At 64.2% G+C, this 21,942-nt stretch carries 20 protein-coding genes; 12 read left to right on the top strand and 8 right to left on the bottom strand.

The genetic code is table 11. The features are described 5' to 3' along the window. The first annotated feature begins 231 nt into the window (after nt 1-231). On the top strand, nt 232-909 hold the full coding sequence (locus LDZ23_RS04300; protein WP_008350614.1) for an SDR family oxidoreductase: 678 nt from the start codon (nt 232-234) through the stop codon (nt 907-909). Here LDZ23_RS04300 and kdpE read toward each other — a convergent pair. The 4 genes from kdpE to LDZ23_RS04280 are packed head-to-tail and all read right to left on the bottom strand — an operon-like array spanning nt 885 to nt 3,795. Beyond that, complete coding sequence (kdpE, locus tag LDZ23_RS04295) at nt 885-1,583, bottom strand: two-component system response regulator KdpE (protein ID WP_008350616.1); 699 nt, start codon at nt 1,581-1,583, stop codon at nt 885-887. The two genes, LDZ23_RS04300 and kdpE, sit on opposite strands and share 25 nt — an antisense overlap. Before the next feature lie 31 nt (nt 1,584-1,614). Then, entirely contained in the window at nt 1,615-2,589 is a 975-nt protein-coding gene (locus LDZ23_RS04290) for a quinone oxidoreductase family protein (RefSeq protein ID WP_008350618.1), read from the bottom strand. Between the two features lie 23 nt (nt 2,590-2,612). Then, the gene (locus LDZ23_RS04285; protein WP_008350620.1) at nt 2,613-3,002 is read right to left on the bottom strand and encodes a methylglyoxal synthase; all 390 of its coding nucleotides are present in this window, start codon (nt 3,000-3,002) and stop codon (nt 2,613-2,615) included. A gap of 13 nt (nt 3,003-3,015) precedes the next feature. Then, nucleotides 3,016-3,795, bottom strand: coding sequence for an SDR family oxidoreductase (locus LDZ23_RS04280; protein WP_008350622.1), 780 nt, complete (start codon nt 3,793-3,795; stop codon nt 3,016-3,018). A gap of 212 nt (nt 3,796-4,007) precedes the next feature. Between LDZ23_RS04280 and upp the strand changes: the two genes are divergently transcribed. The 9 genes from upp (at nt 4,008) to rng (ending at nt 12,123) form a co-directional block, all read left to right on the top strand. Beyond that, entirely contained in the window at nt 4,008-4,661 is a 654-nt protein-coding gene (gene upp / locus LDZ23_RS04275) for a uracil phosphoribosyltransferase (protein ID WP_008350624.1), read from the top strand. A 318-nt stretch (nt 4,662-4,979) separates the two neighbouring features. Beyond that, nucleotides 4,980-5,708 carry a YebC/PmpR family DNA-binding transcriptional regulator gene (locus tag LDZ23_RS04270; protein ID WP_008350627.1) on the top strand — a complete coding sequence of 243 codons (729 nt, stop codon included), beginning with the start codon at nt 4,980-4,982 and terminating at the stop codon, nt 5,706-5,708. Between the two features lie 266 nt (nt 5,709-5,974). Further along, nucleotides 5,975-7,276, top strand: a complete 1,302-nt coding sequence (gene purD, locus LDZ23_RS04265) for a phosphoribosylamine--glycine ligase (RefSeq protein ID WP_008350628.1) — start codon at nt 5,975-5,977, stop codon at nt 7,274-7,276. Nucleotides 7,277-7,409: 133 nt separating this feature from the next. Continuing rightward, complete coding sequence (gene hemF, locus LDZ23_RS04260) at nt 7,410-8,369, top strand: oxygen-dependent coproporphyrinogen oxidase (protein ID WP_008350629.1); 960 nt, start codon at nt 7,410-7,412, stop codon at nt 8,367-8,369. Continuing rightward, entirely contained in the window at nt 8,360-9,037 is a 678-nt protein-coding gene (locus LDZ23_RS04255) for a nicotinate-nucleotide adenylyltransferase (protein WP_008350630.1), read from the top strand. Before hemF ends, LDZ23_RS04255 begins: the two co-directional genes overlap by 10 nt. 2 nt (nt 9,038-9,039) lie before the next feature. After that, entirely contained in the window at nt 9,040-9,492 is a 453-nt protein-coding gene (gene rsfS, locus LDZ23_RS04250; RefSeq protein ID WP_008350631.1) for a ribosome silencing factor, read from the top strand. 14 nt (nt 9,493-9,506) lie between these two features. Continuing rightward, nucleotides 9,507-9,977 (top strand): 23S rRNA (pseudouridine(1915)-N(3))-methyltransferase RlmH, encoded by a 471-nt coding sequence (gene rlmH, locus LDZ23_RS04245; RefSeq protein ID WP_008350632.1) that lies wholly within the window; start codon nt 9,507-9,509, stop codon nt 9,975-9,977. Nucleotides 9,978-10,031: 54 nt separating this feature from the next. Next, nucleotides 10,032-10,646 (top strand): Maf family protein, encoded by a 615-nt coding sequence (locus tag LDZ23_RS04240; RefSeq protein ID WP_008350633.1) that lies wholly within the window; start codon nt 10,032-10,034, stop codon nt 10,644-10,646. A gap of 7 nt (nt 10,647-10,653) precedes the next feature. After that, nucleotides 10,654-12,123: a ribonuclease G gene (gene rng, locus LDZ23_RS04235; RefSeq protein ID WP_008350634.1), complete on the top strand. Its 1,470-nt coding sequence runs from the start codon at nt 10,654-10,656 to the stop codon at nt 12,121-12,123. Between the two features lie 35 nt (nt 12,124-12,158). Here rng and msbA read toward each other — a convergent pair whose 3' ends face one another. Both msbA and LDZ23_RS04225 read right to left on the bottom strand, forming a co-directional pair. Then, a complete protein-coding gene (gene msbA / locus LDZ23_RS04230; RefSeq protein WP_372492573.1) occupies nt 12,159-13,886 on the bottom strand; it encodes a lipid A export permease/ATP-binding protein MsbA in 1,728 nt (575 codons plus the stop codon). Between the two features lie 142 nt (nt 13,887-14,028). Beyond that, complete coding sequence (locus LDZ23_RS04225; protein WP_034471231.1) at nt 14,029-15,306, bottom strand: O-antigen ligase family protein; 1,278 nt, start codon at nt 15,304-15,306, stop codon at nt 14,029-14,031. A gap of 158 nt (nt 15,307-15,464) precedes the next feature. Between LDZ23_RS04225 and LDZ23_RS04220 the strand changes: the two genes are divergently transcribed. Both LDZ23_RS04220 and LDZ23_RS04215 read left to right on the top strand, forming a co-directional pair. Then, nucleotides 15,465-16,460, top strand: coding sequence for a glycosyltransferase family 2 protein (locus LDZ23_RS04220; protein ID WP_033536667.1), 996 nt, complete (start codon nt 15,465-15,467; stop codon nt 16,458-16,460). Between the two features lie 58 nt (nt 16,461-16,518). After that, complete coding sequence (locus LDZ23_RS04215) at nt 16,519-17,280, top strand: glycosyltransferase family 2 protein (protein WP_008350638.1); 762 nt, start codon at nt 16,519-16,521, stop codon at nt 17,278-17,280. A gap of 5 nt (nt 17,281-17,285) precedes the next feature. Here the strand turns inward: LDZ23_RS04215 and LDZ23_RS04210 are convergent, their stop codons facing one another. Together LDZ23_RS04210 and dnaE are read right to left on the bottom strand one after the other, a co-directional pair. Next, nucleotides 17,286-18,350: a glycosyltransferase family 4 protein gene (locus LDZ23_RS04210; protein ID WP_008350640.1), complete on the bottom strand. Its 1,065-nt coding sequence runs from the start codon at nt 18,348-18,350 to the stop codon at nt 17,286-17,288. Continuing rightward, nucleotides 18,350-21,877: a DNA polymerase III subunit alpha gene (dnaE, locus tag LDZ23_RS04205; protein WP_033536668.1), complete on the bottom strand. Its 3,528-nt coding sequence runs from the start codon at nt 21,875-21,877 to the stop codon at nt 18,350-18,352. The genes LDZ23_RS04210 and dnaE overlap by 1 nt, the downstream gene beginning before the upstream one ends. Nucleotides 21,878-21,942: the final 65 nt, after the last annotated feature.

Below are 21,942 nucleotides of genomic sequence, written 5' to 3'. Positions count from 1 at the left end.
ATGAGGGCACTCTTTAGGCGAGTGCCATCGAGAACGAGAGAACTACCCAAATTGCGTGTGACCGCGGGCCTGAAAAGCTGCTTTCTTTGCCTACTTTCTTTGCAGCAGCAAAGAAAGTAGGTGCCGCCCCGCACAGGGGCAACGTTAATAGACCGACACGAAACCGGGATCCGGCGAAAGCCGAAGCCACCGACCAAAAAAAAGAACCGCAAGCAAAGGAGACTTCCGCACATGAACTCGCTGAAGGTTCTGCTGATCGGCGCCCACGGCCGCACGGGCCGCCTCATCGCCGAGCGATTGCATCGGCAAGCCATGCCATTCCGCGCAATGCTGCGCAAATCCGCGCACAAGAGCGAGTTCGCGGCGATGGGCGCCGAAATCCTGCTAGGCGATCTCACCAACGACTTTTCTCACGCCTTCGATGACATCACGCATGTGATCTACGCAGCCGGATCGGCGGACAACGAAGGCGTCAACGAGGAACGCGCGATCGATCGCGATGCCGTCATGCGCACCGCCGATTACGCCAGGCGCCGCCGCGTGCAGCAGCTCGTCGTCGTGAGCGCGCTATCCGCACTTCATCCGGCGCGAAGCAGTTTTGCATTGCGCCATTACTCGCGGATGAAGCGCGAAGCCGACGAATACGTCGCGCATCGCGGTGTGCCGTTCGCGGTTCTTCGGCCAGGGCCTTTATCGGACGCGCCGCCGCGCGGGACCATCGCGCTCGCCGACGAACTCACTGAACACACGCCCGAAGTCGCACGCGCCGACGTCGCGCGCATCGCCGTGCGATGTGTGACGCTCGGCATCCGCGACCGATTGATCGCGTTCGTCGGCGGCGACGTGCCGATCGATACCGCGCTCGCTTCGCTCAGCGCGGTCCGTCACGCCACGCCGACGAGCCTGTAACCCACGCCCGTCTCGGTCACGATATGTTCCGGCTGCGCGGGATCGCGCTCCAGCTTCTGCCGCAGATGCGCCATGTAAATGCGCAGATAATGCGGGCTTTCGACATGCGACGGCCCCCACACTTCCACCAGCAATTGCCGATGCGTCAGCACTCGCCCCGCGTGACGCACGAGCGTCGATAGCAGCCGGTATTCGATCGGCGTCAGATGCACGTTTTCGGCGTGCTTCGTGACGCGGCGCAGCGCGAGATCGACGGTCACATCGCCGAAAGTCACGACCGGCGTCTCGCTCGCGGACGCCTGATTGCGCCGCCGCAAATGCGCGCGAATCCGCGCCATCAGCTCGGAAACGCCGAAGGGCTTCGTGAGGTAATCGTCGGCGCCGGCATCGAGCGCGGCGACTTTCTCCTCCTCCTGCGTGCGCGCCGACAGCACGATGATCGGCAGCTCGGTCCAGCCGCGCAGTTCGCGGATCACGTCGATGCCGTCGGTGTCCGGCAGGCCGAGATCGACGATCACGAGATCGGGCTTGCGCGTCGCGGCTTCGACGAGACCTTTCTGACCGGTGTCCGCTTCGTGGACCGTCATGCCCTGCGCTTCGAGCGACACGCGCACGAAGCGCCGAATCTGCTTCTCATCCTCGATCAGGACGACGGTAAAGGACGGCTCGCTCATCGGATAGCCGTCCGCGCGGTTTCGCGTCGCTTCACGGCAGAAGAATCGTCGAGCCGGTCGTCCTGCGCGCTTCGAGGTCTTCGTGCGCGCGCGCCGCTTCCGACAGCGGATAACGCTGGCGCACGTTCGTCTTCACTTTCCCCGACGACACGACATCGAACAGTTCCGCCGCCATCGTGTCGAGATCGCTGCGTTTGGCGATGTAGCTGAAAAGCGTCGGCCGCGTGAAATACAGCGAGCCGCGACCGGCCAGCTCCGACGAATCGAGCGGCGGCAACGGGCCCGACGAATTGCCGAAGCTCACGAAAAGCCCAAGCGGCGACAGGCAATCTAGCGACGCGATATACGTGTCCTTGCCGATCGAATCGTAGACGACAGGCACGCCCGCACCGTTCGTGATCTCGCGCACGCGCTGCGTGAAATTCTCGCGCGTGTAGACGATCGGATGATCGCAGCCGTGCGCCTTCGCGAGCTCGGCTTTCTCGTCGGAGCCGACCGTGCCGATCACCGTCGCGCCGAGCGCCTTCGCCCACTGACACGCGAGCATGCCGACGCCGCCCGCCGCCGCGTGGATCAGCACCGTGTCGCCCGCCTTCACGCGATACGTCCGGCGCAGCAGATATTGCGCGGTCAAACCCTGCAGCATGATCGACGCGGCATCTTCGTAGCCGATCGAATCGGGCAGCTTGACGACGTAATCCGCCGACATCACGCGCTCTTCCGCATAGGCGCCCGGCGGGCGCGACGCATAGGCGACGCGATCGCCCGGCTTGAACTGCGTGATGCCCTCGCCCACCGCCGTCACCTCGCCGGCCGCTTCCATGCCGAGGCCGCCCGGCAGCGGCATCGGATACAGGCCGGTGCGAAAGTACACGTCGATGAAATTGAGGCCCACCGCATGATGCTTCACGCGGATTTCGCCCTTGCCCGGCGCGCCCACGTCCACGTCGACCCACTTCATGACTTCGGGGCCGCCTGCCTTGTCGAATCGGATTGCCTTGGTCATCGCTCGTTCGTCTCCTTTGATCTTCAGGACGCCCGCGCGAAGCGCAGACGCAAGTCGTCGAGAATCATGCGCGCCGTCGCGATGTTGGTCGCGCACGGCACGTTGTGCACGTCGCAGGCGCGCACGAGCGCGTTGATGTCGGGCTCGTGCGGCTGCGGCGTCATCGGGTCGCGCAGGAAGATCACGATGTTCACGCGCCCTTCCGCCAGTTCCGCGCCGATCTGCAGGTCGCCGCCGTGCGGGCCGGACAGCTTGCGCTCGATCTCCAGCCCGTGCGCCGCCGCGATGCGTCCGCCGGTCGTGCCGGTCGCGACGAGATTGCATTGCGCGAGCGTGTCGACGAACTCGCCCGCCAGCGTGACGATGTCGTCCTTCTTCATGTCGTGCGCGATGAGCGCGACGCGTGTGGTCATCGGAGGCTCCGTCTCAGTAGGTGCCGGGATAAGCGCCGCCGTCGATCAGCAGATTCTGACCGGTGATGTAGCCCGCATGCACGCTGCAGAGGAACGCGCATGCCTTGCCGAATTCCTCCGATGTGCCGAAGCGGCCCGCGGGCAGGCTTTGCGCACGGCGCGCCCGCATTTCGTCGATCGAAATGTTCTGCGCCTTCGCCTGCGCTTCCATCGTCACGGCGATACGGTCGGTGTCGAACGTGCCCGGCAGGAGATTGTTGATCGTGACGCCCGTCGATGCGACCTTGCGCGCGACGCCGGCGACGAAACCGGTCAGGCCCGAGCGCGCGCCGTTCGAGAGACCCAACACGTCGATCGGCGCCTTCACCGACGAACTCGTGATGTTCACGACGCGCCCGAAGCCGCGCTCGATCATCCCGTCGATGGTCGCCTTGATGAGCTCGATCGGCGTCAGCATGTTGCCTTCGAGCGCCTTGATCCACATCTCGTGCGTGAAGGTGCGGAAGTCGCCCGGCGGCGGCCCGCCCGCGTTGTTGACGAGAATGTCCGGCGCGGGACAGGCGGCGAGCGCGGCGGCGTGGCCTTCGGGCGTCGTGATGTCGCCCGCGACGGTCGTCACGGTGACGCCGTAAGTCGAGCGGATGTGCGCTGCCGTCGCTTCGAGCGTTTCCGCCGTGCGCGCGGTGATGACGAGATTCACGCCTTCGGCGGCGAGCGCTTCGGCGCAGCCGCGTCCCAGGCCCTTGCTCGCCGCGCATACCAACGCGGTGCGGCCCGCGATTCCCATATCCATCGTCTTTCCTCCAGTTGTCTTTCGTCACAGATCGTGACGTCTTCGCGCAATTCTAGAAGAATCGGGGCAGCAACGTCGGCGGCGGAAACGCCAAGGCCCGCGCGAATCTTCTTAGGCGTGCGCGGGCTTTTGGGTAAACTGTCGCCACTGTCCGCTCCCCGAGCGTCAGAGGCAGAACATCACACGAGCAGGACGCGCCGCGCGCGAGACCCATGAAACAAGACAGCCGCTTTCCCAATCTCTTCATCACCGATCATCCGCTGATCCAGCACAAGCTCACTCACATGCGCGACAAGGACACGTCGACGCGCACGTTCCGCGAACTGCTGCGCGAAATCACGCTGCTGATGGGCTACGAAATCACGCGCAATCTGCCGCTTACGACCAAGCGCGTGGAAACGCCGCTCGTCGGGATCGACGCGCCGGTGATCGCCGGCAAGAAGCTCGCGATCGTGCCGGTGCTGCGCGCGGGCATCGGCATGTCGGACGGCCTGCTGGATCTCGTGCCCTCGGCGCGTGTCGGGCATATCGGCGTGTATCGCGCGGACGATCATCGTCCGGTCGAGTATCTCGTGCGTCTGCCACCCGATCTCGAAGAGCGCGTCTTCATTCTGTGCGATCCGATGGTCGCGACGGGCTACTCGGCGGTGCACGCCGTCGACGTGATGAAGCGCCGCAACGTGCAAGCCGAAAACATCATTTTCGTCGCACTGGTCGCCGCGCCCGAGGGCGTGAAGGTGTTCCAGGACGCGCATCCGGATGTGAAGCTGTATGTCGCGTCGCTCGATTCGCATCTGAACGAGCATGCGTATATCGTTCCGGGTCTCGGCGACGCGGGCGACCGTCTCTTCGGCACGAGGAATTAAGCGTTCGCCGGAACCATTCCAGCCGCCGCGCGATTCTGCGCGGCGGTTTGCGTTTACGGCTTCGTTCGCGCGAATTCCACGCGATTCGACGGAATTTCGCACGGTTTGCGCCGATTTTCGCGTTCCGGCCCGTGCCACACGGCATTGAGAGCGCACGACGCCATGCTAAAATTTCGGTCTGTTCCTATTCGGGTCAGGACGGATCGAAACGATCCCCGAGCGAACCCGACCGCGGCCGAGCAGCGCGCGGCAGACAGACACATTCAGCACGACAGCACACTAGGCGCCCGGCAGGTCCGCGCGCGATGGAGAAAGGTAATGGCGGGTCATTCGAAATGGGCCAACATCAAGCATAAGAAAGCCGCGGCCGACGCGAAGAAAGGCAAGGTCTGGACGCGCCTCATCAAGGAAATCCAGGTCGCGGCGCGCATGGGCGGCGGCGAGATCGATTCAAACCCGCGGCTGCGCCTCGCCGTCGACAAGGCCTACGACGCCAACATGCCGAAGGACAACATCAACCGCGCGATCCAGCGCGGCACCGGCGGCGTCGATGGCGCGAACTACGAGGAAATCCGCTACGAAGGCTACGGTATCGGCGGCGCGGCGATCATCGTCGACACGATGACGGACAACCGCACCCGCACCGTCGCGGAAGTGCGCCACGCGTTCTCGAAGTTCGGCGGCAACATGGGCACGGACGGGTCGGTGTCGTTCATGTTCGATCACGTCGGCCAGTTCCTGTTCGCGCCCGGCACGCCGGAAGACAAGCTGATGGACGCCGCGCTCGAAGCCGGCGCGGACGACGTCGTGACGAACGAGGACGGCAGCATCGAAGTGGTCTGCCCGCCGAACGATTTCCAGAAGGTGAAGGACGCGCTCGAAGCCGCGGGCTTCAAGGCGGAACTCGCCGAAGTGACGATGAAACCGCAGACGGAAGTCGAATTCAGCGGCGACGACGCAGTGAAAATGCAAAAACTGCTCGACGCGCTCGAAAATCTCGACGACGTGCAGGAAGTCTATACAAACGCCGCGATCAACGAAGACTGAGCTTTCCGAGCTTCGTAGCGCAGGGGCGCGGCGGCATCGAAATCCGCCGCGGCCTCGCATGGAACATCTTTCGCTTCGGCTGCCATGCCGGAGCAGCGCCGCACGGCCTTCGCGGCGCGGCATCGCCCGAGGAAGGCGCGTGACGCAGCCGATGTCAGCGCGAGCCGCCTTCGCGACGCCATGACGAGTGTCATACGCGCGCTTTACGGTCGATGCGCCCGCCGCTTTTTCTCAAGCCGCTTTTTGTCAGGATTTCGGGGATTCACATGAAGTTACTCGTCGTCGGTTCCGGCGGCCGCGAACATGCGCTGGCCTGGAAGCTCGCGCAATCGCCGCGCGTGCAGATCGTCTATGTCGCGCCGGGCAACGGCGGCACCGCGCAGGACGAGCGCCTGCGCAACGTCGACATCACGGATCCGGCGGAACTCGCCGATTTCGTCGAGAAGGAACATGTCGCGTTCACGCTCGTAGGGCCGGAACAGCCGCTCGCCGCGGGCATCGTCAATCTGTTCCGCTCGCGCGGGCTGAAAATCTTCGGCCCGAGCAAGGAAGCCGCGCAGCTCGAAAGCTCGAAGGACTTCGCGAAGGCGTTCATGAAGCGCCACAACATTCCGACCGCCGAATACGAGACGTTTTCCGAGCTCGCCGCCGCGCACGCCTACATCGACGCCAAAGGCGCGCCGATCGTCATCAAGGCGGACGGCCTCGCCGCCGGCAAGGGCGTCGTCGTCGCGATGACGCTGGAAGAAGCGCACGCCGCCGTCGATTCGATGCTCGCCGACAACAAGCTCGGCGACGCCGGCGCGCGCGTGGTGATCGAGGAGTTTCTGGCGGGCGAGGAAGCGAGCTTCATCGTGATGGTCGACGGCAAGCACGTCCTGCCGCTCGCGTCGAGCCAGGACCACAAGCGCCTGCTCGACGGCGACAAGGGCCCGAACACCGGCGGCATGGGCGCGTACTCGCCCGCGCCGATCGTCACGCCGCAACTGCACGCGCGCGTGATGCGCGAAATCATCCAGCCGACGGTGCGCGGCATGGAAAGCGAAGGCATCCGCTTTACCGGTTTCCTGTACGCCGGCCTGATGATCGACGCGAACGGCAATCCGAAAACGCTGGAATTCAACTGCCGCATGGGCGACCCCGAGACGCAGCCGATCATGGCGCGCCTGAAGGGCGATTTCTCGAAGGTCGTGGAAATGGCGATCGACGGCAAGCTCGACACCGTCGATCTGGACTGGGACCGCCGCACCGCGCTCGGCGTGGTGCTCGCGGCCCATAACTATCCGGATACGCCGCGCAAGGACGACCGCATCAGCGGCATTCCCGCGGAAACCGAGAATTCGGTCACTTTCCATGCCGGCACGACGCTCACCGACGGCAAGCTCACGACCTCGGGCGGGCGCGTGCTGTGCGTCGTCGGCCTGGCGGATTCCGTGCGCGGCGCGCAATCCGTGGTCTACGATACAGTCAACCAGATCTCGTTCGACGGCATGCAGTATCGGCGCGACATCGGCTATCGCGCGCTGAATCGCAAGCAGACGGCGGAAAAACCCGGCGACAAGCACTGACACGGCGCGGCGCACGCCGCCCAAGCACCCGCGCTGCCGGACCTCGTGTCCGGCAGCGTGCTTTTGAGAGTTTCGATACGAAGGGTTAACCCCTGCCATTCAAGGCCGCCCACAGGGGCGCACGCAGCAATCGATGAGTGAACCGAACCGCAGCGCGGAACAACGCACACAATCCGACGCAGCCCACGATATCGCCGCCGTTCGCGATTATCTGAGGGGCCTGCAGACGCGCATCGCCGATGCGCTCGGCGCCTTCGACGGCACCGCCTTCGCTACCGACGCCTGGACCCGCGAGCCCGGCGCGCATCTGCGCGGCGGCGGCGTGACGCGCATCCTCGAAGGCGGCGGATTCTTCGAGCGCGGCGGCATCGGCTTTTCGGATGTGCAAGGCGACGCGCTGCCGCCCTCGGCGAGCGCGGCGCGTCCGCAACTCGCCGGACGCGGTTTCGAGGCGCTCGGCGTCTCGCTCGTCATGCATCCGCGCAATCCGCACTGCCCGACCGTGCACATGAACGTGCGTATGCTCACGGCGACCAAAGACGGCGAAGCGCCGATCTTCTGGTTCGGCGGCGGCATGGATCTCACGCCGATCTACGGCTACGAGGAAGACGCGCGCCATTTCCATCAGGTTTGCCGCGATTCGCTCGATCCGTTCGGCGCGGAGTTGTATCCGCGTTTCAAGACCTGGTGCGACGAGTACTTCTATTTGAAGCATCGCAACGAGCAGCGCGGCATCGGCGGAATTTTCTTCGACGATTTCTCGGAGCCGGGTTTCGAGCGCTCGTTCGCGATGATGCGAAGCGTCGGCGATGCGTTCCTGAAGGCGTATCTGCCGGTCATCGAACGACGCCGCGACACGCCATACACGGAGCGCGAGCGCGAGTTTCAGGCGTATCGGCGCGGGCGTTATGTCGAGTTCAATCTCGTGTTCGACCGCGGCACGCACTTCGGCCTGCAAAGCGGCGGACGCACCGAATCGATTCTGATGTCGATGCCGCCCGTCGCGAACTGGCGCTATGACTGGAAGCCCGCGCCCGGCACGCCGGAAGCGCGGCTGTACGAAGACTTTCTGGTGCGCCGGGAATGGCTGTGACGCCCTGCGCCAAGCGCGTCGGCCTGCTCGGCGGCACATTCGATCCGATCCACAACGGGCATCTCGCGCTCGCGCGGCGCTTCGTCGAGTTGCTGCAACTGACCGAGCTCGTACTGCTGCCCGCCGGACAGCCGTGGCAGAAGGCGGGCGTATCGGCGCCGGAACATCGGCTGGCGATGACGCGTGCGGCGGCGGCATCGCTTTCGCTCGATGGCGTGCAGATCGTCGTCGCCACCGATGAGATCGACCGCCACGGCGACACGTACACCGTCGACACGCTCGCGCACTGGCGCGAGCGCGAAGGCGCGGACGCGTCGATCACGCTGTTGATGGGCGCGGACCAGTTGGTCAAGCTCGATTCGTGGCATCAGTGGAAGCGGCTCTTCGACTACGCGCACATTTGCGTGGAAACGCGCGCCGGCTTCGACGTCGCGACGCTGCCCGCCCCGGTCGCGGCCGAATTCGAAGCGCGCCGCGCATCGCCCGACGTTTTGCGCGGGAGTCCGCACGGTCACATGCACATCGACGAAATGCTGCTACTCGACGTATCCGCCACGGCGATCCGCGAAGAAGCGCGTTCGATGAACGGTGCGACCGACGCCCGCGCGCAGGTCCCATCCGCCGTATGGGACTATATTGTTCAACATCACCTGTACCAGACATCGTAACTATGGAACTTCAGAAGCTGCAACGCGCGATCATCGACGGTCTCGAAGACGTCAAGGCGCAAGACATCAAAGTGTTCAACACGACCCATCTGACGTCGCTGTTCGACCGCGTGGTCGTGGCGAGCGGCACGTCCAACCGCCAGACCAAGGCGCTCGCCAACAGCGTGCGCGAGAAGGTCAAGGAAGCGGGCGGCGACATCGTCAGCACGGAAGGCGAAGAGATCGGCGAATGGGTGCTGGTCGACTGCGGCGACGCGGTCGTGCACATCCTGCAACCCGCTCTGCGTCAGTACTACAACCTCGAGGAAGTCTGGGGCGACAAGCCCGTGCGCGTGAAGCTCCAAAGGCCGAACATGTTCGGCGGCGCGAGCGTCACCGCCGATGAAGACGAGGACGACGAAGACGACGCGCCCGCCGTCAAACGTCCCGCGCGGAAGACCGTGCGCAAGCACTGACACCGCTTCGTTTCATGAAGCTGGTCATCCTCGCCGTCGGACACAAGATGCCCGACTGGATCACGAATGGCTTCGACGAATACGCGAAGCGCATGCCGCCCGAACTGCGCATCGAGCTCAAAGAGATCAAGCCGGAACAGCGCTCGTCGGGACGCAATGCCGAGAGCGTGATGGCGGCCGAAAAGCAGCGCATCGAAGCCGCCTTGCCGAAGAACGCGCGCGTGGTCGCACTCGACGAACGCGGCCGCGACTGGACCACGATGCAACTCGCGAACGCCCTGCCCGGCTGGCAGCAGGACGGGCGCGACGTCGCGTTCGTGATCGGCGGCGCGGACGGGCTGCATCCGGAGGTGAAATCGCGCGCGGAACTGATGCTGCGCATTTCGAGCCTGACGTTGCCGCATGGCATGGTGCGCGTGCTGCTCGCCGAACAGCTTTACCGCGCGTGGAGCATCACGCAGAATCATCCCTATCATCGCGCTTGAGGGTGCTTCGACGCTGGATCGAATGCCCCGCGCGTCATTCGAATCCACATCACGATGCCGACTCATCCCTACGTTTATCTCGCCTCGCAAAGCCCACGCCGTCAGGAGTTGCTTCTTCAACTGGGCGTGCAGTTCGAACTCCTTCTTCCCCGTGCCGATGAAAACGCCGAAGCGCTCGAAGCCGAGTTGCCCGGCGAAGCCGCCGATGCGTACGTCGTGCGCGTGTGCGCGTTAAAGGCAAAGGCCGCGCGCGCGCGATTGCTCGCCGGCGGCTTCGCGTCCGCGCCGATTCTCGTCGCCGATACGACCGTCACCATCGACGGGCTGATTCTCGGCAAGCCGCTTCACGAAGAAGACGCCGTCGCGATGCTCGAACGCCTCGCAGGCCGCGAGCATGAAGTGCTGACGGCGCTCGCCGTCGTCGATGCCGATGGCGCGTTGCTGGAACCCGCGCTCTCGCGCTCGCAAGTGCGTTTTTCGAACGTCGACCGTGCTGCGCTGCAACGCTACGCGGCATCGGGCGAGCCGCTCGGCAAGGCGGGCGCGTACGGCATTCAGGGCCGCGCGGCCGAGTTCATCGAGCGAATCGACGGGTCCTATTCGGGTATCATGGGTCTGCCCCTTTTCGAAACCGCTGCTCTCTTGCGCCTGGCGCGCGTCGCATTCTAAACAGGCCATGAACGAAGAAATCCTGATCAACGTCACACCCCAGGAAAGCCGCGTCGCACTGGTTCAGCAAGGCGCCGTTCAGGAGCTTCACGTCGAGCGCACGCTTTCGCGCGGGCGCGTCGGCAACGTCTATCTCGGCAAGGTCGTGCGCGTGCTGCCGGGCATGCAGTCCGCGTTCATCGACATCGGTCTCGAGCGCGCCGCGTTTCTTCATGTGGCGGATATCTGGCATCCGCGCATCGCGGGCGAGCCGCATAACTCACAGCCGCACACGCCGATCGAAAAGATCGTCTTCGAAGGTCAGTCGCTGATGGTGCAGGTCGTGAAAGACCCGATCGGCACCAAGGGCGCGCGCCTGTCGACGCAGGTGAGCATCGCGGGACGCACGCTGGTGTATCTGCCGCAGGAGCCGCATATCGGCATCTCCCAGAAGATCGAGAGCGAAGCGGAGCGCGAGGCCGTGCGCGCGCGACTGACCGCCGTCCTGCCCGCCGACGAGAAAGGCGGCTACATCGTGCGGACCATCGCCGAAGACGCGACGAGCGAAGAACTCGCGGCCGACGTGGCCTACTTGCGCAAGACCTGGGCGACGATCGTCGCGCAAGCGCAGCGCGTGCCACCCACCACGCTGCTCTATCAGGATCTGAACCTCGCGCAACGCGTGCTGCGCGATTTCGTCAACGACGAAACCACGCGTATTCAGGTCGATTCGCGCGAGACGTTTCAAATGCTCGCGGATTTCGCCGCGGAGTTCACGCCGGCGGTGGCGTCGCGTCTGCATCATTACACCGGCGAGCGGCCGCTCTTCGATCTGTACAACATCGAGGCGGAGATTCAGCGGGCGCTGTCGCGGCGCGTCGATCTGAAGTCGGGCGGCTATCTGATGATCGACCAGACCGAAGCGATGACGACCATCGACGTGAATACGGGCGGGTATGTCGGCGCGCGCAACTTCGACGACACGATCTTCAAGACCAATCTCGAAGCTGCGCATACGATCGCGCGGCAACTTCGTTTGAGGAATCTCGGCGGGATCATCATCATCGATTTCATCGACATGGAGAATGTCGAGCATCGCGATCAGGTGCTGGGCGAGCTGAAGAAGGCGCTCTCGCGCGACAGAACGCGCGTGACCGTGAATGGCTTTTCGCAGCTCGGGCTCGTCGAGATGACGCGAAAGCGCACGCGCGAGTCACTGGCTCACGTGCTGTGCGAGCCGTGTCCGGTGTGTCAGGGCAAAGGTCAGGTGAAGACGCCGCGCACCGTCTGCTACGACGTGCTGCGCGAAATCATGCGCGAGTCGCGGCAATTCAATCCGCGCGAGTTTCGCGTGGTGGCTTCGCAGCAGGTGATCGATCTGTTTCTGGAAGAGGAATCGCAGCATCTGGCGATGCTGATGGACTTCATCGGGAAGCCGGTTTCGCTGCAGGTGGAGAGTAATTTATCGCAAGAGCAATACGACATCGTGTTGATGTAGCCTCGCCCAAAGTCATTCGAGCGAGGCCGACTGCCTCACGCCGCCTGCTGCTGATACTGAATCCGATGCAGATGCGCGTACAAGCCGTCCTTGCGCAGCAACTCCGCATGACTGCCCTGCTCCGCGATCTTCCCCGCTTCCATCACGAGGATGCGGTCGGCGCGCTCGATCGTCGAGAGCCGGTGCGCGATGACGAGCGTCGTGCGTCCTTTCATCAGCGTCTCGAGCGCCGACTGCACGTGCCGCTCCGATTCCGAGTCCAGCGCCGAGGTCGCCTCGTCGAGAATCAGGATCGGCGCGTCCTTGTAGATCGCGCGCGCGATCGCGAGACGCTGGCGCTGCCCGCCCGACAGACGCATGCCGTTGCCGCCGACGAGCGTGTTGATCCCGTCCGGCAAGGACGCGACGACATCCGCGAGATTCGCCGCCGTCAGCGCCGACATCACGCGTTCGGGGTCCGGCGTCTGCCCGTACGCGACATTCGCGGCGATCGTATCGTTGAAGAGCACGACGTCCTGGCTGACCATCGCGAGCTGGCCGCGCAGGTCGTGCAGGTTGTACTCGCTGATGGGCACGCCATCGACGAGCAACTGGCCGGCGCGCGGATCGAAGAAGCGCGGCAGTAGATTCACGAGCGTCGTCTTGCCGCTACCAGAGGGGCCCGCGAGCGCGACCATCTCGCCCGGCGCGACCTTGAACGACACGCGATCGAGCGTCGGCCGGTCGACCGAGCCATAGCTGAACGACACGTCGCGGAATTCGACTTCGCCGCGCGCGCGTTCGAGACGCCGGCCGCCGCCAGCGGGCTCGGCCGGCTCGTCGATCAGGCCGAAGATCAGCTCGGCCGCCGTCATGCCGCGCTGCAAGGGCTGATTGATGTCGATCAGATGCTTGAGCGGCGAGATCACGAGCAGCATCGACGTGACGAACGCGACGAAGCCGCCGACCGTCGTCTGATCGTTGGCCGATTGTACGACCGCGATCGTGATGACGATGGCGAGCGCGATCGATGCGAGAAACTGCGTAAGCGGCTGCGCGAGACCACCCGAGACTTGCATGCGCATCGAGTAGCCGCGCAACCGCTGGCTCATCTCCGTGAAGCGGTCGATTTCGTACGGCTCGCCGTTGTGCACCTTGACGACTTTGTAGCCGCCGACCGTCTCCTCGACGATATACGACAGATCGTTCGTCAACGACTGATGCTCGCGATTCAGGCGCCGCAGCCGGCGGTTGATCTTGCTGACGAGCCAGCCGATCGCCGGCAGGATCACCGCGACGATCAGCGTGAGCCGCCAGTTGAGGATGAACAGATAGCCGAGCAGGAACACGACCGTGAGCGAATCGCGCACGAGCGTCACGACCACGCTCTGCAGCACGCTCAGAATCTGATTGACCTCGAAGACGATCGCGTTGATGACCGTGCTCGCGGTTTCGCGCTGAAAGAAGCCCGCGCTCGTATGGATCATGCGCTGGAACATTTCGAGCCGCAGTTGCAGCAGGATCTTGTTCGTCACGTAGGAGAGAAAATAGCCCGATGCGTATTGTGCCCCGCCGCGCACCAGCGCAAGGCCGATGACCGCTGCGGGCACGAGCCATTTCGCATGATCGCTGCTCTTCGAGCCGAAACCATGGTCGAGCAGCGGCTTGAGCAACATCGGAATGCCGGCCTCGGTCGCGGCGACGATGCCCATCGTCAGCAGGCCTAGCATCACCATGCCGAGCAGCGGACGGATATACGGCCATAGCCGTTTCATGACGGCCATGGGCGAGCTGCTTTCCTCGCCGCCGATCGGTTTGCGCAAACTTGCCTGGTTGTTCAAGAGCGTATCTCCACTTCGCACGGCGCCGGAATCGCTTGTCGCGCAAGGTTTGTTGGTTTCGTCATCAGCCAGGACGGCTCGCCGATCAGCCGATCGGACCGCGGCCCGGGTTGCCTTGCGGCTGGCGCGTGTCGTGTGTGATGACCGCGAGCAGCACGGCCCAGAAAAGCGCGATGAGCGCCGTGCTCATCACCACCGTGAACACGTCGATGCTCAAACCGAAGATGATAACCGACCCCGACACCGCGATCCCGCAATAGGCGGCCGTCGAAACGTCCCGTTGCGGCGATTTCCGATAGCGCACGAAATACAGAAGCGGCCCGAAGTAGAGCAAGGCCAGACAGACGACGCCCACCGCGCCGAGTTCGGATATCGTCGAAAAGAACTCGCTATGCGCGCGCTGATTGACGATGAAACCCGGAACTTCGCCCTTGTTCGCCATCTCTTTCAGCGACGCCTCCAGATGCCCCTTACCGACGCCCAGCAGCGGATGCGCCTCGAACAGATGGATCGACGCGCGCCAGAGCTGCAAACGTGCACCGATGGAACTGTAGGCGCCCGAGCCTTCCGAAAGCATCACGAGATCCGAGCGCGTCGCCATCACGCGTTCGCGGCCGAGCGGCGACGCGAGCAAGGCGGACATCGCCACGATCGCGACCAGCAACGCGGCGAGCCAATGTCGCCTCCGCCTGATCCAGCCGAAATTGAGCGAGCACAGCACGAGGAACAGCGGGATCGCGAGCCATCCGCCGCGCGTGCCGGACAAGTAGGATGCATACACGCCGCCCGCGAGCCCCAGAAGCTTGATCGCAATACCGACGCGTTTTACGAGCACGTTGGGGTAGTCGTCCCAGCGCATCGTCATCACTGAGAGAAAGCCGAGCAGGAGCGCCGTATTGCCGTAGGGAATCGGATTCGTATAGTCGTTGCCGAGACGATTGAGATCGTTGATCGTCATGTGCAGGTTGCTGTCGACGGCCCAGAGGCCCGCGCCGATCGCGCCCAGCGCGCAACCCCAGCCGAGCGCCTTCAGGTAGCGGACCGGGAGATTCACGAGCAGCAGAAAAATAGGCAGGCTCAGCGCCAGACGAGAAAGGCCGTCGAATTCACGCGGCAGATAGTAGCCTTCGATCGCCTGTTGCAGCGGCAGATAAACCATGAAGCACAGCATGGCTGCGGTGTACCACGGATAAGCGGTGACGAGCAGACCGCCCTTCAGCCGAAACGGCTTGCTGAAACCGGCAAAGAGCGCAATAGCGAGCAACAGGAAAAAGCAGTAACCGGTTCCACCGCGCACGATCAGTGTGGTCGCGGGCGCCAGCAAAACCATGCCGGCGATGACATAACGCAGAATTTTTTCCAAATCGATGAACCTGACATGGGTTCGACCGGCCGTTCCGGTCGCGCGCCCCGAAAACCCGCGATATTATAGCCGTTGCCGCCTGGCACGCTCTTCGCTCACGGAACGCCTGACTCGCGCCGGGAAGGCATGCCGGTCATTCCATGCGTTGTGAATCCGAAATGCCAGCGACACCTAAAACAGAGCCGGACGCACCGCTCGCCAGCCTCCTGCTCATCACGTTCAATCAGGAAGAAACCGTCGCCGACGCCATCCGCGGCGCGCTGGCCCAAACCTGGACGCCGCTCGAAATCCTCATTTCCGACGACGCCTCCGCCGACGGCACCTTCTCTGTCGCCGAACGCTGCGTGCGCGATTATCGCGGCCCGCACACCGTGCGCCTCTATCGCAACGAGAAGAATCTCGGCATCAGCGCGCATCTGAGCGCGCTCGCGGCACGCGCATCGGGGGAAATGCTCTTCATCGCGGCGGGAGACGATATCTCCCGCCCCGAGCGCGTCGAGCGCGTGATGCGCGACTGGCTCGCGAGCGACAGGCGCTACGACCTCGTCGCGACGGACCTGCAGGATATCGACGCCGACGGCAATGCGCACGGCGTGCTGCGCGTGACCGACCTCGACGGCTACCGCAGCTTCGAAGACTGGTCGCGGAACCGGCCGCACGTCGTCGGCGCGGCGCATGCCTGGGCGCGGCGTCTCTTCAACGAATTCGGGCCGATCGCGCCCGGCATCTACGGTGAGGACCAGATCATGACGTTTCGCGCGATCATGAGTCACGGCGCTCATACGCTGCATGAACCGCTCGTGCAGTACCGGCGCGGCGGACTGTCGAGAAAGCGCAAATGGCGCACGCCCGCGGATTTCGTCGCGCGCATCAAGCTGGCGAACGTCAACGGTACGGGCGAAACGAGCCAGCTCGTGAGCGATGCCGAGAAAGTGGGCGTCGGCGGCCCGATGCGCGCGCTGCTCGCGAAGAAGTCCGCGCGCGAAAGCTATGTCAGCGCGATGTTCGGCGAGCGCTCGCTCGCGCGCAAGCTCGCGCTCGTCATGGCGTCGAAAGACGTGGACTTCGGCTTTCGCGTCAAAATGTTCGTCTATGCGACGTGTCCGTGGCTGCTTTCCCCGTTCTTCTTCGTGAAGTGGCATGTGCGCGGATGAGCGCGCGAGCGTCGCGCCCGGCAGAACAACAAGGCGCTAGCGCCACTCGAAAGGCACCATGACATTTCCAACCCTCGGCATCGCCATCATCACCCACAACGCGGCCGCGCGGCTCGCGCAATGCCTGCAGGCCGTTTCCTTCGCCGATGAAATCGTCGTCGTCGACGGCGGCAGCAGCGATGCGACCGTGGGCATCGCCGAGGCGCATCGCGCGCGCGTGATCGTGGCGCGCGACTGGCCAGGCTTCGGCCCGCAGAAGAACCGCGCGCTCGACGCGCTCTCGACCGACTGGGTGCTGTCCATCGACGCCGACGAGATCGTGTCGCCCGAACTGGCCGCTTCGATCCGCGCCGCGATCACCGATCCGCAAGCCGACGTCTACGCGGTCGACCGCCTGTCGAGCTTCTGCGGCACATGGGTGAAGCACAGCGGCTGGTATCCCGACTGGATTCCGCGCCTGTTCCGGCGCGGCACGGCGCGCTTCTCGCCCGATCTCGTGCACGAGCGGCTCGTGCTGTCGACCGGCAAGCCCGTCGTGCGCCTTTCCGGCAAGCTGATGCACTACTCCTACGAGGATTTCGAAGCGGTATTGCGCAAGCTCGACGCCTACTCGACGGCGGGTGCGCAACAACGCCACGCGGCCGGAAAGCGCGGCAGCTTCGGCATCGCGGTGTCGCGCGGCGCGTGGGCGTTCGTGCGGACTTACGTGCTGCGCCGCGGCTTTCTGGACGGCAAAACCGGCTTCATGATCGCGCTATTCAACGCGCAGACGGTCTACTACCGGTTCCTGAAGCTGGCGCATCTCAACGAAGCGCGCTGATTGGCTCAGCGCTTCGCATCGATGTCACGCGCGAGATCGAGCAAAGCGCGCACATGCGACTCGACGCTCGCGTCATAGCGCACTGCGCCGGCTAGCGCGCGCGGGGCGTCGCGCCGCGCTTCGATCGCCTCCTGCACCGTGCGGCGCAGATCGTCGGCGTCGCCAGGTTTGAAGACGTGCTTCGCGTGATCTGCAATGGCGTCGCAACAGCCGATGCACGCCGGGAAGATCACCGGCGTCCCGGACATCACCGATTCGATGCCGACGAGTCCGAATGGCTCGTAGCTCGACGCAAGAATGGTGAAATCCGCCGCGCGATACGCATCTTCGATGTTCTTCGCGTAGCCGACATAGCGCACGTTCGCTGCCGGCTTCTCGGGCGCGCGGCCCGCGACGGCGATCACGACGTTCATCCCGGCGAGCGCCTTCTCGATCAGCGGCAAGCCCTTGCGCTCGTGGCTGCTCGACGGAAACAGCAGCACGGTTTCATCCGGTTCGAAGCCGAACTGCTCGCGCAGACGCGCACGCGCAGCGGCACCGACGGGCGAGAATCGCGCGCCGTCGACGGGCGGATAAAGCACGCGAATCTTGCGGATATCCACGCCATACAACGCGCGCAACTCGTCGCTCATCATGTCCGAATGCGCGACGACCACGTTCGCGTGCGCGTATTGACGCCGCTCCAGTGCGATCTGCCGCGTGTCCGAGGGTTTCTCGCGCCGCCCGGTCGCGCGCAGGAAGCCGATATGGGTGCCGCCGCAAATGGCGATCTCGGAACCTTCCACGCGATTGCAGCCGATGAGCACGTCGACCTTCGCCTTCTTGCGCGCACGCTTGAGCGCCCACGAGAAATACGCGTCGCGCAGCTTGCCCGGCAGAAACGACACCTTGATGCGATGCGGCTCGATCAATCGGCTTTCGGGCAGCGACGTGTCGATCTTGCGGGCGAAAAACGCGGGCTTGCGCTTGCCTTCGAAGCCCGCGGCGGCGAGGCCGCGCACGAGATCCATCGCGTAGCGTTCGAGTCCGCCGGAATGCTTGAGCGCATTCGCCGAAATGCCGATCCGCATCAGTAGACGATTTCGATCGCGCTGCCCGCGAATTCGCCGCGCAGCGCCGTGATGAGATCGTCGGTCGGCTTCACGCGCCACGCGTCGCCGAGGCGCACTTCGCCTTCGGCATGCTCGCTGCGATAGACGATGCTCACGTTCAGGCCGTTCGGAATCGGCGCGCTTTGACGCTGGCGGCCGTTCTCCTTCACGGGCATGGGCGGCGGCGCTTCCTGCGCGCCCGCCGCATGCGCTTCGAGCACGCGGCGCAGGCGCAAGGCATCGGCGTTGCCGTTCATCTCGACCTTGACCGACTGCGCGTAGCGGCTGCGCGCGCGTTCGAGGTCCATCGCCGTATCGACGGTGAAACGGATGCCGCCCGTGAACGCGTCGTTGCGCGCCATGCCCTGCACGACGAGCAGCTCGTCTTCCTTGAAGAGCGCCTTGTTCGCTTCGAACTGCTCGTTGAAGACGGTGACTTCGCATTGGCCGCTGCCATCGTCGAGATTCACGATCAGCATCTTGCCGCGCTGGGTCATCTGCGTGCGCATGGCGGAGATCACGCCCGCGATGAGCTTGTCGCGCCCTTCCTTTAGCTCGCCGATCTTCTGGCGCACGAAGCGGCGCACTTCACCCTTGTAGGCATCGAACAGATGGCCCGACAGATAGAAGCCGAGCGCGGTCTTTTCTTCCTGCAGACGCTTCTTGTCGGACCACTCGGCTTCGTCGACATACTCGTGCTTCGCGAGCGGCGCGTCGCCCATGTCGAAGAGGCCGGCTTGCATTGCGTTGGCGGCGGCCTGATCGGCGGCTTCCATCGCCATCGGGACGGAGGCGAGCAACTGCGCGCGATTCGCGTGAATCGAATCGAACGCGCCCGCGCGGATCAGCGCTTCCACCGTGCGCCGATTCACGACACGACGGTCGATGCGCTCGCAGAAGTCGAACAGATCGACGAACGGGCCGTCTTCGCGCGCACGCAGAATCTCTTCGATTGCGTTCTGGCCGCTGCCTTTCACCGCACCCAGGCCGTAGCGAATGGTTTTCGAGCGCTTGCCATCGGCTTCCGCGACCGGTTCGAAGCGATACGCCGACTGGTTGATATCGGGCGGCAAAACCGCCATGCCGTTCGCCAGGCAGTCTTCGAACAGGATCTTGACCTTGTCCGTGTCGTCCATGGCGAGCGACATGTTGGCGGCCATGAATTCCGCCGGATGATGCGCCTTCAGCCACGCCGTGTGATACGCGAGCAACGCATACGCCGCCGCGTGCGACTTGTTGAAGCCGTAGCCGGCGAACTTCTCCATCAGGTCGAAGGTCTCGTCCGCCTTCTCGCGCGTGAGGCCGTTCTTCGCCGCGCCTTCCGCGAAAATCTCGCGATGCTTGGCCATTTCCTCGGGCTTTTTCTTGCCCATCGCGCGACGCAGCAAGTCCGCGCCGCCGAGCGAGTAGCCGCCGATGATCTGCGCCATCTGCATCACCTGCTCCTGATAGACCATGATGCCGTAGGTCTCTTTCAGAACAGGTTCGACGCGCGGATCCGGATATTCGACGATCTCGCGCCCGTGCTTGCGCGCGCAGAAGCTCGGGATCAGGTCCATCGGGCCCGGCCGATACAACGCCACCAACGCGATGATGTCCTCGAAGCGGTCCGGCTGCGCGTCCTTCAGCATGCCCTGCATGCCGCGGCTTTCCAGCTGGAACACGGCGACGGTGTTCGCTTTCTTCAATATCTGGAACGAGGCCGGATCGTCGAGCGGAACCTGCGCGAGGCTCCAGTCCTTCTTCGACGGATCGAGGCGGCGAATATAGCGCTCCGCCCAGTCCAGAATCGTCAGCGTGGTGAGGCCCAAAAAGTCGAACTTCACGAGGCCGACGGCTTCGACGTCGTCCTTGTCGTACTGACTGACGACGCCGCCGTCTTCGCCTTGCGTGTAGAGCGGGCAGAAGTCCGTGAGCTTGCCCGGCGCGATCAGCACGCCGCCCGCGTGCATGCCGACGTTACGCGTCAACCCTTCAACGCGCTGCGCGAGTTCGAGCAGTTGATGCACTTCGTCTTCGGAATCGAAGCGTTCCTGAAGCGTGGGCTCTTCCTTCATCGCGTCCGCGATGGTCACGTGCTTGCCCGGCTTGAACGGAATCAGCTTCGCGACGCCGTCGGTGAACATGTAGCCGAGATCGAGCACGCGGCCGATGTCGCGCACCGCCGCCTTCGCCGCCATCGTGCCGAAGGTCGCGATCTGCGACACGGCATCCGCGCCGTACTTGCCCTTCACGTACTGAATGACGCGGTCGCGCCCTTCCTGACAGAAGTCGATGTCGAAGTCGGGCATCGACACGCGTTCCGGGTTCAGGAAGCGCTCGAACAGCAGGTTGTAGCGCAGCGGATCGAGATCGGTGATGCCGAGCGCGTACGCGACGAGCGAACCCGCGCCCGAGCCCCGCCCCGGACCGACCGGCACGCCATTGTTCTTCGCCCACATGATGAAGTCGGCGACGATCAGGAAGTAGCCCGGAAAGCCCATCTTGATGATCGTGCCGCATTCGAAATCGAGGCGCGCGTAGTACGTTTCGCGCTGCGCGCTGCGTTCGGCTTCATCGGGATAAAGCTGTTGCAGACGGACTTCGAGGCCTTCCTTCGACAACTGCACGAGGTAGTCGTCGAGCGACATGCCGTCGGGCGTCGGGAACAGCGGCAGCTTCGGCTTGCCGAGTTCGAGCGTCAGATTGCAGCGCTTCGCGATCTCGACAGTGTTCGCGAGCGCCGACGGAATGTCCGCGAAAAGCGCGCACATCTCGTCCTGCGTGCGGAAATACTGGTCCTGCGTGAAGCGCTTCTGCCGACGCGGATTCGCGAGGATATCGCCTTCGGAAATGCACACGCGCGCTTCGTGCGCGGTGAAGTCGTCGGGCGTCATGAACTGCATCGGATGCGTCGCGACGACCGGCAGCTTCAGCTTCGCCGCGAGCTTGACCGCTTCCTGCACGTAAGCCTGCTCGCCCGGCTGACCGGCGCGCTGCAGTTCGATGTAGAACGCGTTCGGAAAGAGCTTCGTCCAGCGCTCGGCGTTGCGTTGCGCGGATTGCACGTTGCCCGCCGCGAGCGCCATGCCGATATCTCCGCCCTGCGCGCCCGAAAGCGCGAGCAGTCCCGTTGCGAGCCCTTCTTCGAGCCATTCGACCATCACCTCGGCGCGGCCGCGATACTGGTTCGTGAGCCACGCGCGGCTCAACAGCTCGCACAGGTTGAGGTAGCCCTGTTTGTCGCGAACGAGTAACAGGAGGCGCGAAGGCTTGTCGCGATCGGCGGGATTGGTAATCCAGACGTCGCAACCGGCGATGGGCTTCACGCCCATGCCGCGCGCTTCCTTATAGAAGCGCACGAGACCGAATGCGTTGCCGAGATCGGTCAGCGCGAGCGCGCCTTGCCCGTCTTTTGCGGCAGCCTTGACGACGTCGTCCAGCCGCACGATGCCGTCGGCGATCGAGAATTCGGAGTGGACGCGGAGATGAACGAAGCGGGGATCTGACATGGCGGTATTGTACATGCGGGCCATCGGCTGAACCGGCGCCGAAGGGCGCGTTAGCCGAACGGATAAGGCCCGCGCCGCGC

The sequence above is a fragment of the Caballeronia zhejiangensis genome, from assembly GCF_022879815.1.
GTDB lineage: Bacteria > Pseudomonadota > Gammaproteobacteria > Burkholderiales > Burkholderiaceae > Caballeronia > Caballeronia zhejiangensis.
This window is presented reverse-complemented; position numbering and strand designations above follow the sequence as displayed.

Excerpts from the sequence above, each read along its gene's own strand:
- LDZ23_RS04300 (WP_008350614.1), top strand. The coding sequence starts at position 232 with ATGAACTCGCTGAAGGTTCTGCTGATCGGCGCCCACGGCCGCACGGGC.
- kdpE (WP_008350616.1), bottom strand. The coding sequence starts at position 1,583 with ATGAGCGAGCCGTCCTTTACCGTCGTCCTGATCGAGGATGAGAAGCAG.
- LDZ23_RS04290 (WP_008350618.1), bottom strand. The coding sequence starts at position 2,589 with ATGACCAAGGCAATCCGATTCGACAAGGCAGGCGGCCCCGAAGTCATG.
- LDZ23_RS04285 (WP_008350620.1), bottom strand. The coding sequence starts at position 3,002 with ATGACCACACGCGTCGCGCTCATCGCGCACGACATGAAGAAGGACGAC.
- LDZ23_RS04280 (WP_008350622.1), bottom strand. The coding sequence starts at position 3,795 with ATGGATATGGGAATCGCGGGCCGCACCGCGTTGGTATGCGCGGCGAGC.
- upp (WP_008350624.1), top strand. The coding sequence starts at position 4,008 with ATGAAACAAGACAGCCGCTTTCCCAATCTCTTCATCACCGATCATCCG.
- LDZ23_RS04270 (WP_008350627.1), top strand. The coding sequence starts at position 4,980 with ATGGCGGGTCATTCGAAATGGGCCAACATCAAGCATAAGAAAGCCGCG.
- purD (WP_008350628.1), top strand. The coding sequence starts at position 5,975 with ATGAAGTTACTCGTCGTCGGTTCCGGCGGCCGCGAACATGCGCTGGCC.
- hemF (WP_008350629.1), top strand. The coding sequence starts at position 7,410 with ATGAGTGAACCGAACCGCAGCGCGGAACAACGCACACAATCCGACGCA.
- LDZ23_RS04255 (WP_008350630.1), top strand. The coding sequence starts at position 8,360 with ATGGCTGTGACGCCCTGCGCCAAGCGCGTCGGCCTGCTCGGCGGCACA.
- rsfS (WP_008350631.1), top strand. The coding sequence starts at position 9,040 with ATGGAACTTCAGAAGCTGCAACGCGCGATCATCGACGGTCTCGAAGAC.
- rlmH (WP_008350632.1), top strand. The coding sequence starts at position 9,507 with ATGAAGCTGGTCATCCTCGCCGTCGGACACAAGATGCCCGACTGGATC.
- LDZ23_RS04240 (WP_008350633.1), top strand. The coding sequence starts at position 10,032 with ATGCCGACTCATCCCTACGTTTATCTCGCCTCGCAAAGCCCACGCCGT.
- rng (WP_008350634.1), top strand. The coding sequence starts at position 10,654 with ATGAACGAAGAAATCCTGATCAACGTCACACCCCAGGAAAGCCGCGTC.
- msbA (WP_372492573.1), bottom strand. The coding sequence starts at position 13,886 with ATGGCCGTCATGAAACGGCTATGGCCGTATATCCGTCCGCTGCTCGGC.
- LDZ23_RS04220 (WP_033536667.1), top strand. The coding sequence starts at position 15,465 with ATGCCAGCGACACCTAAAACAGAGCCGGACGCACCGCTCGCCAGCCTC.
- LDZ23_RS04215 (WP_008350638.1), top strand. The coding sequence starts at position 16,519 with ATGACATTTCCAACCCTCGGCATCGCCATCATCACCCACAACGCGGCC.
- LDZ23_RS04210 (WP_008350640.1), bottom strand. The coding sequence starts at position 18,350 with ATGCGGATCGGCATTTCGGCGAATGCGCTCAAGCATTCCGGCGGACTC.
- dnaE (WP_033536668.1), bottom strand. The coding sequence starts at position 21,877 with ATGTACAATACCGCCATGTCAGATCCCCGCTTCGTTCATCTCCGCGTC.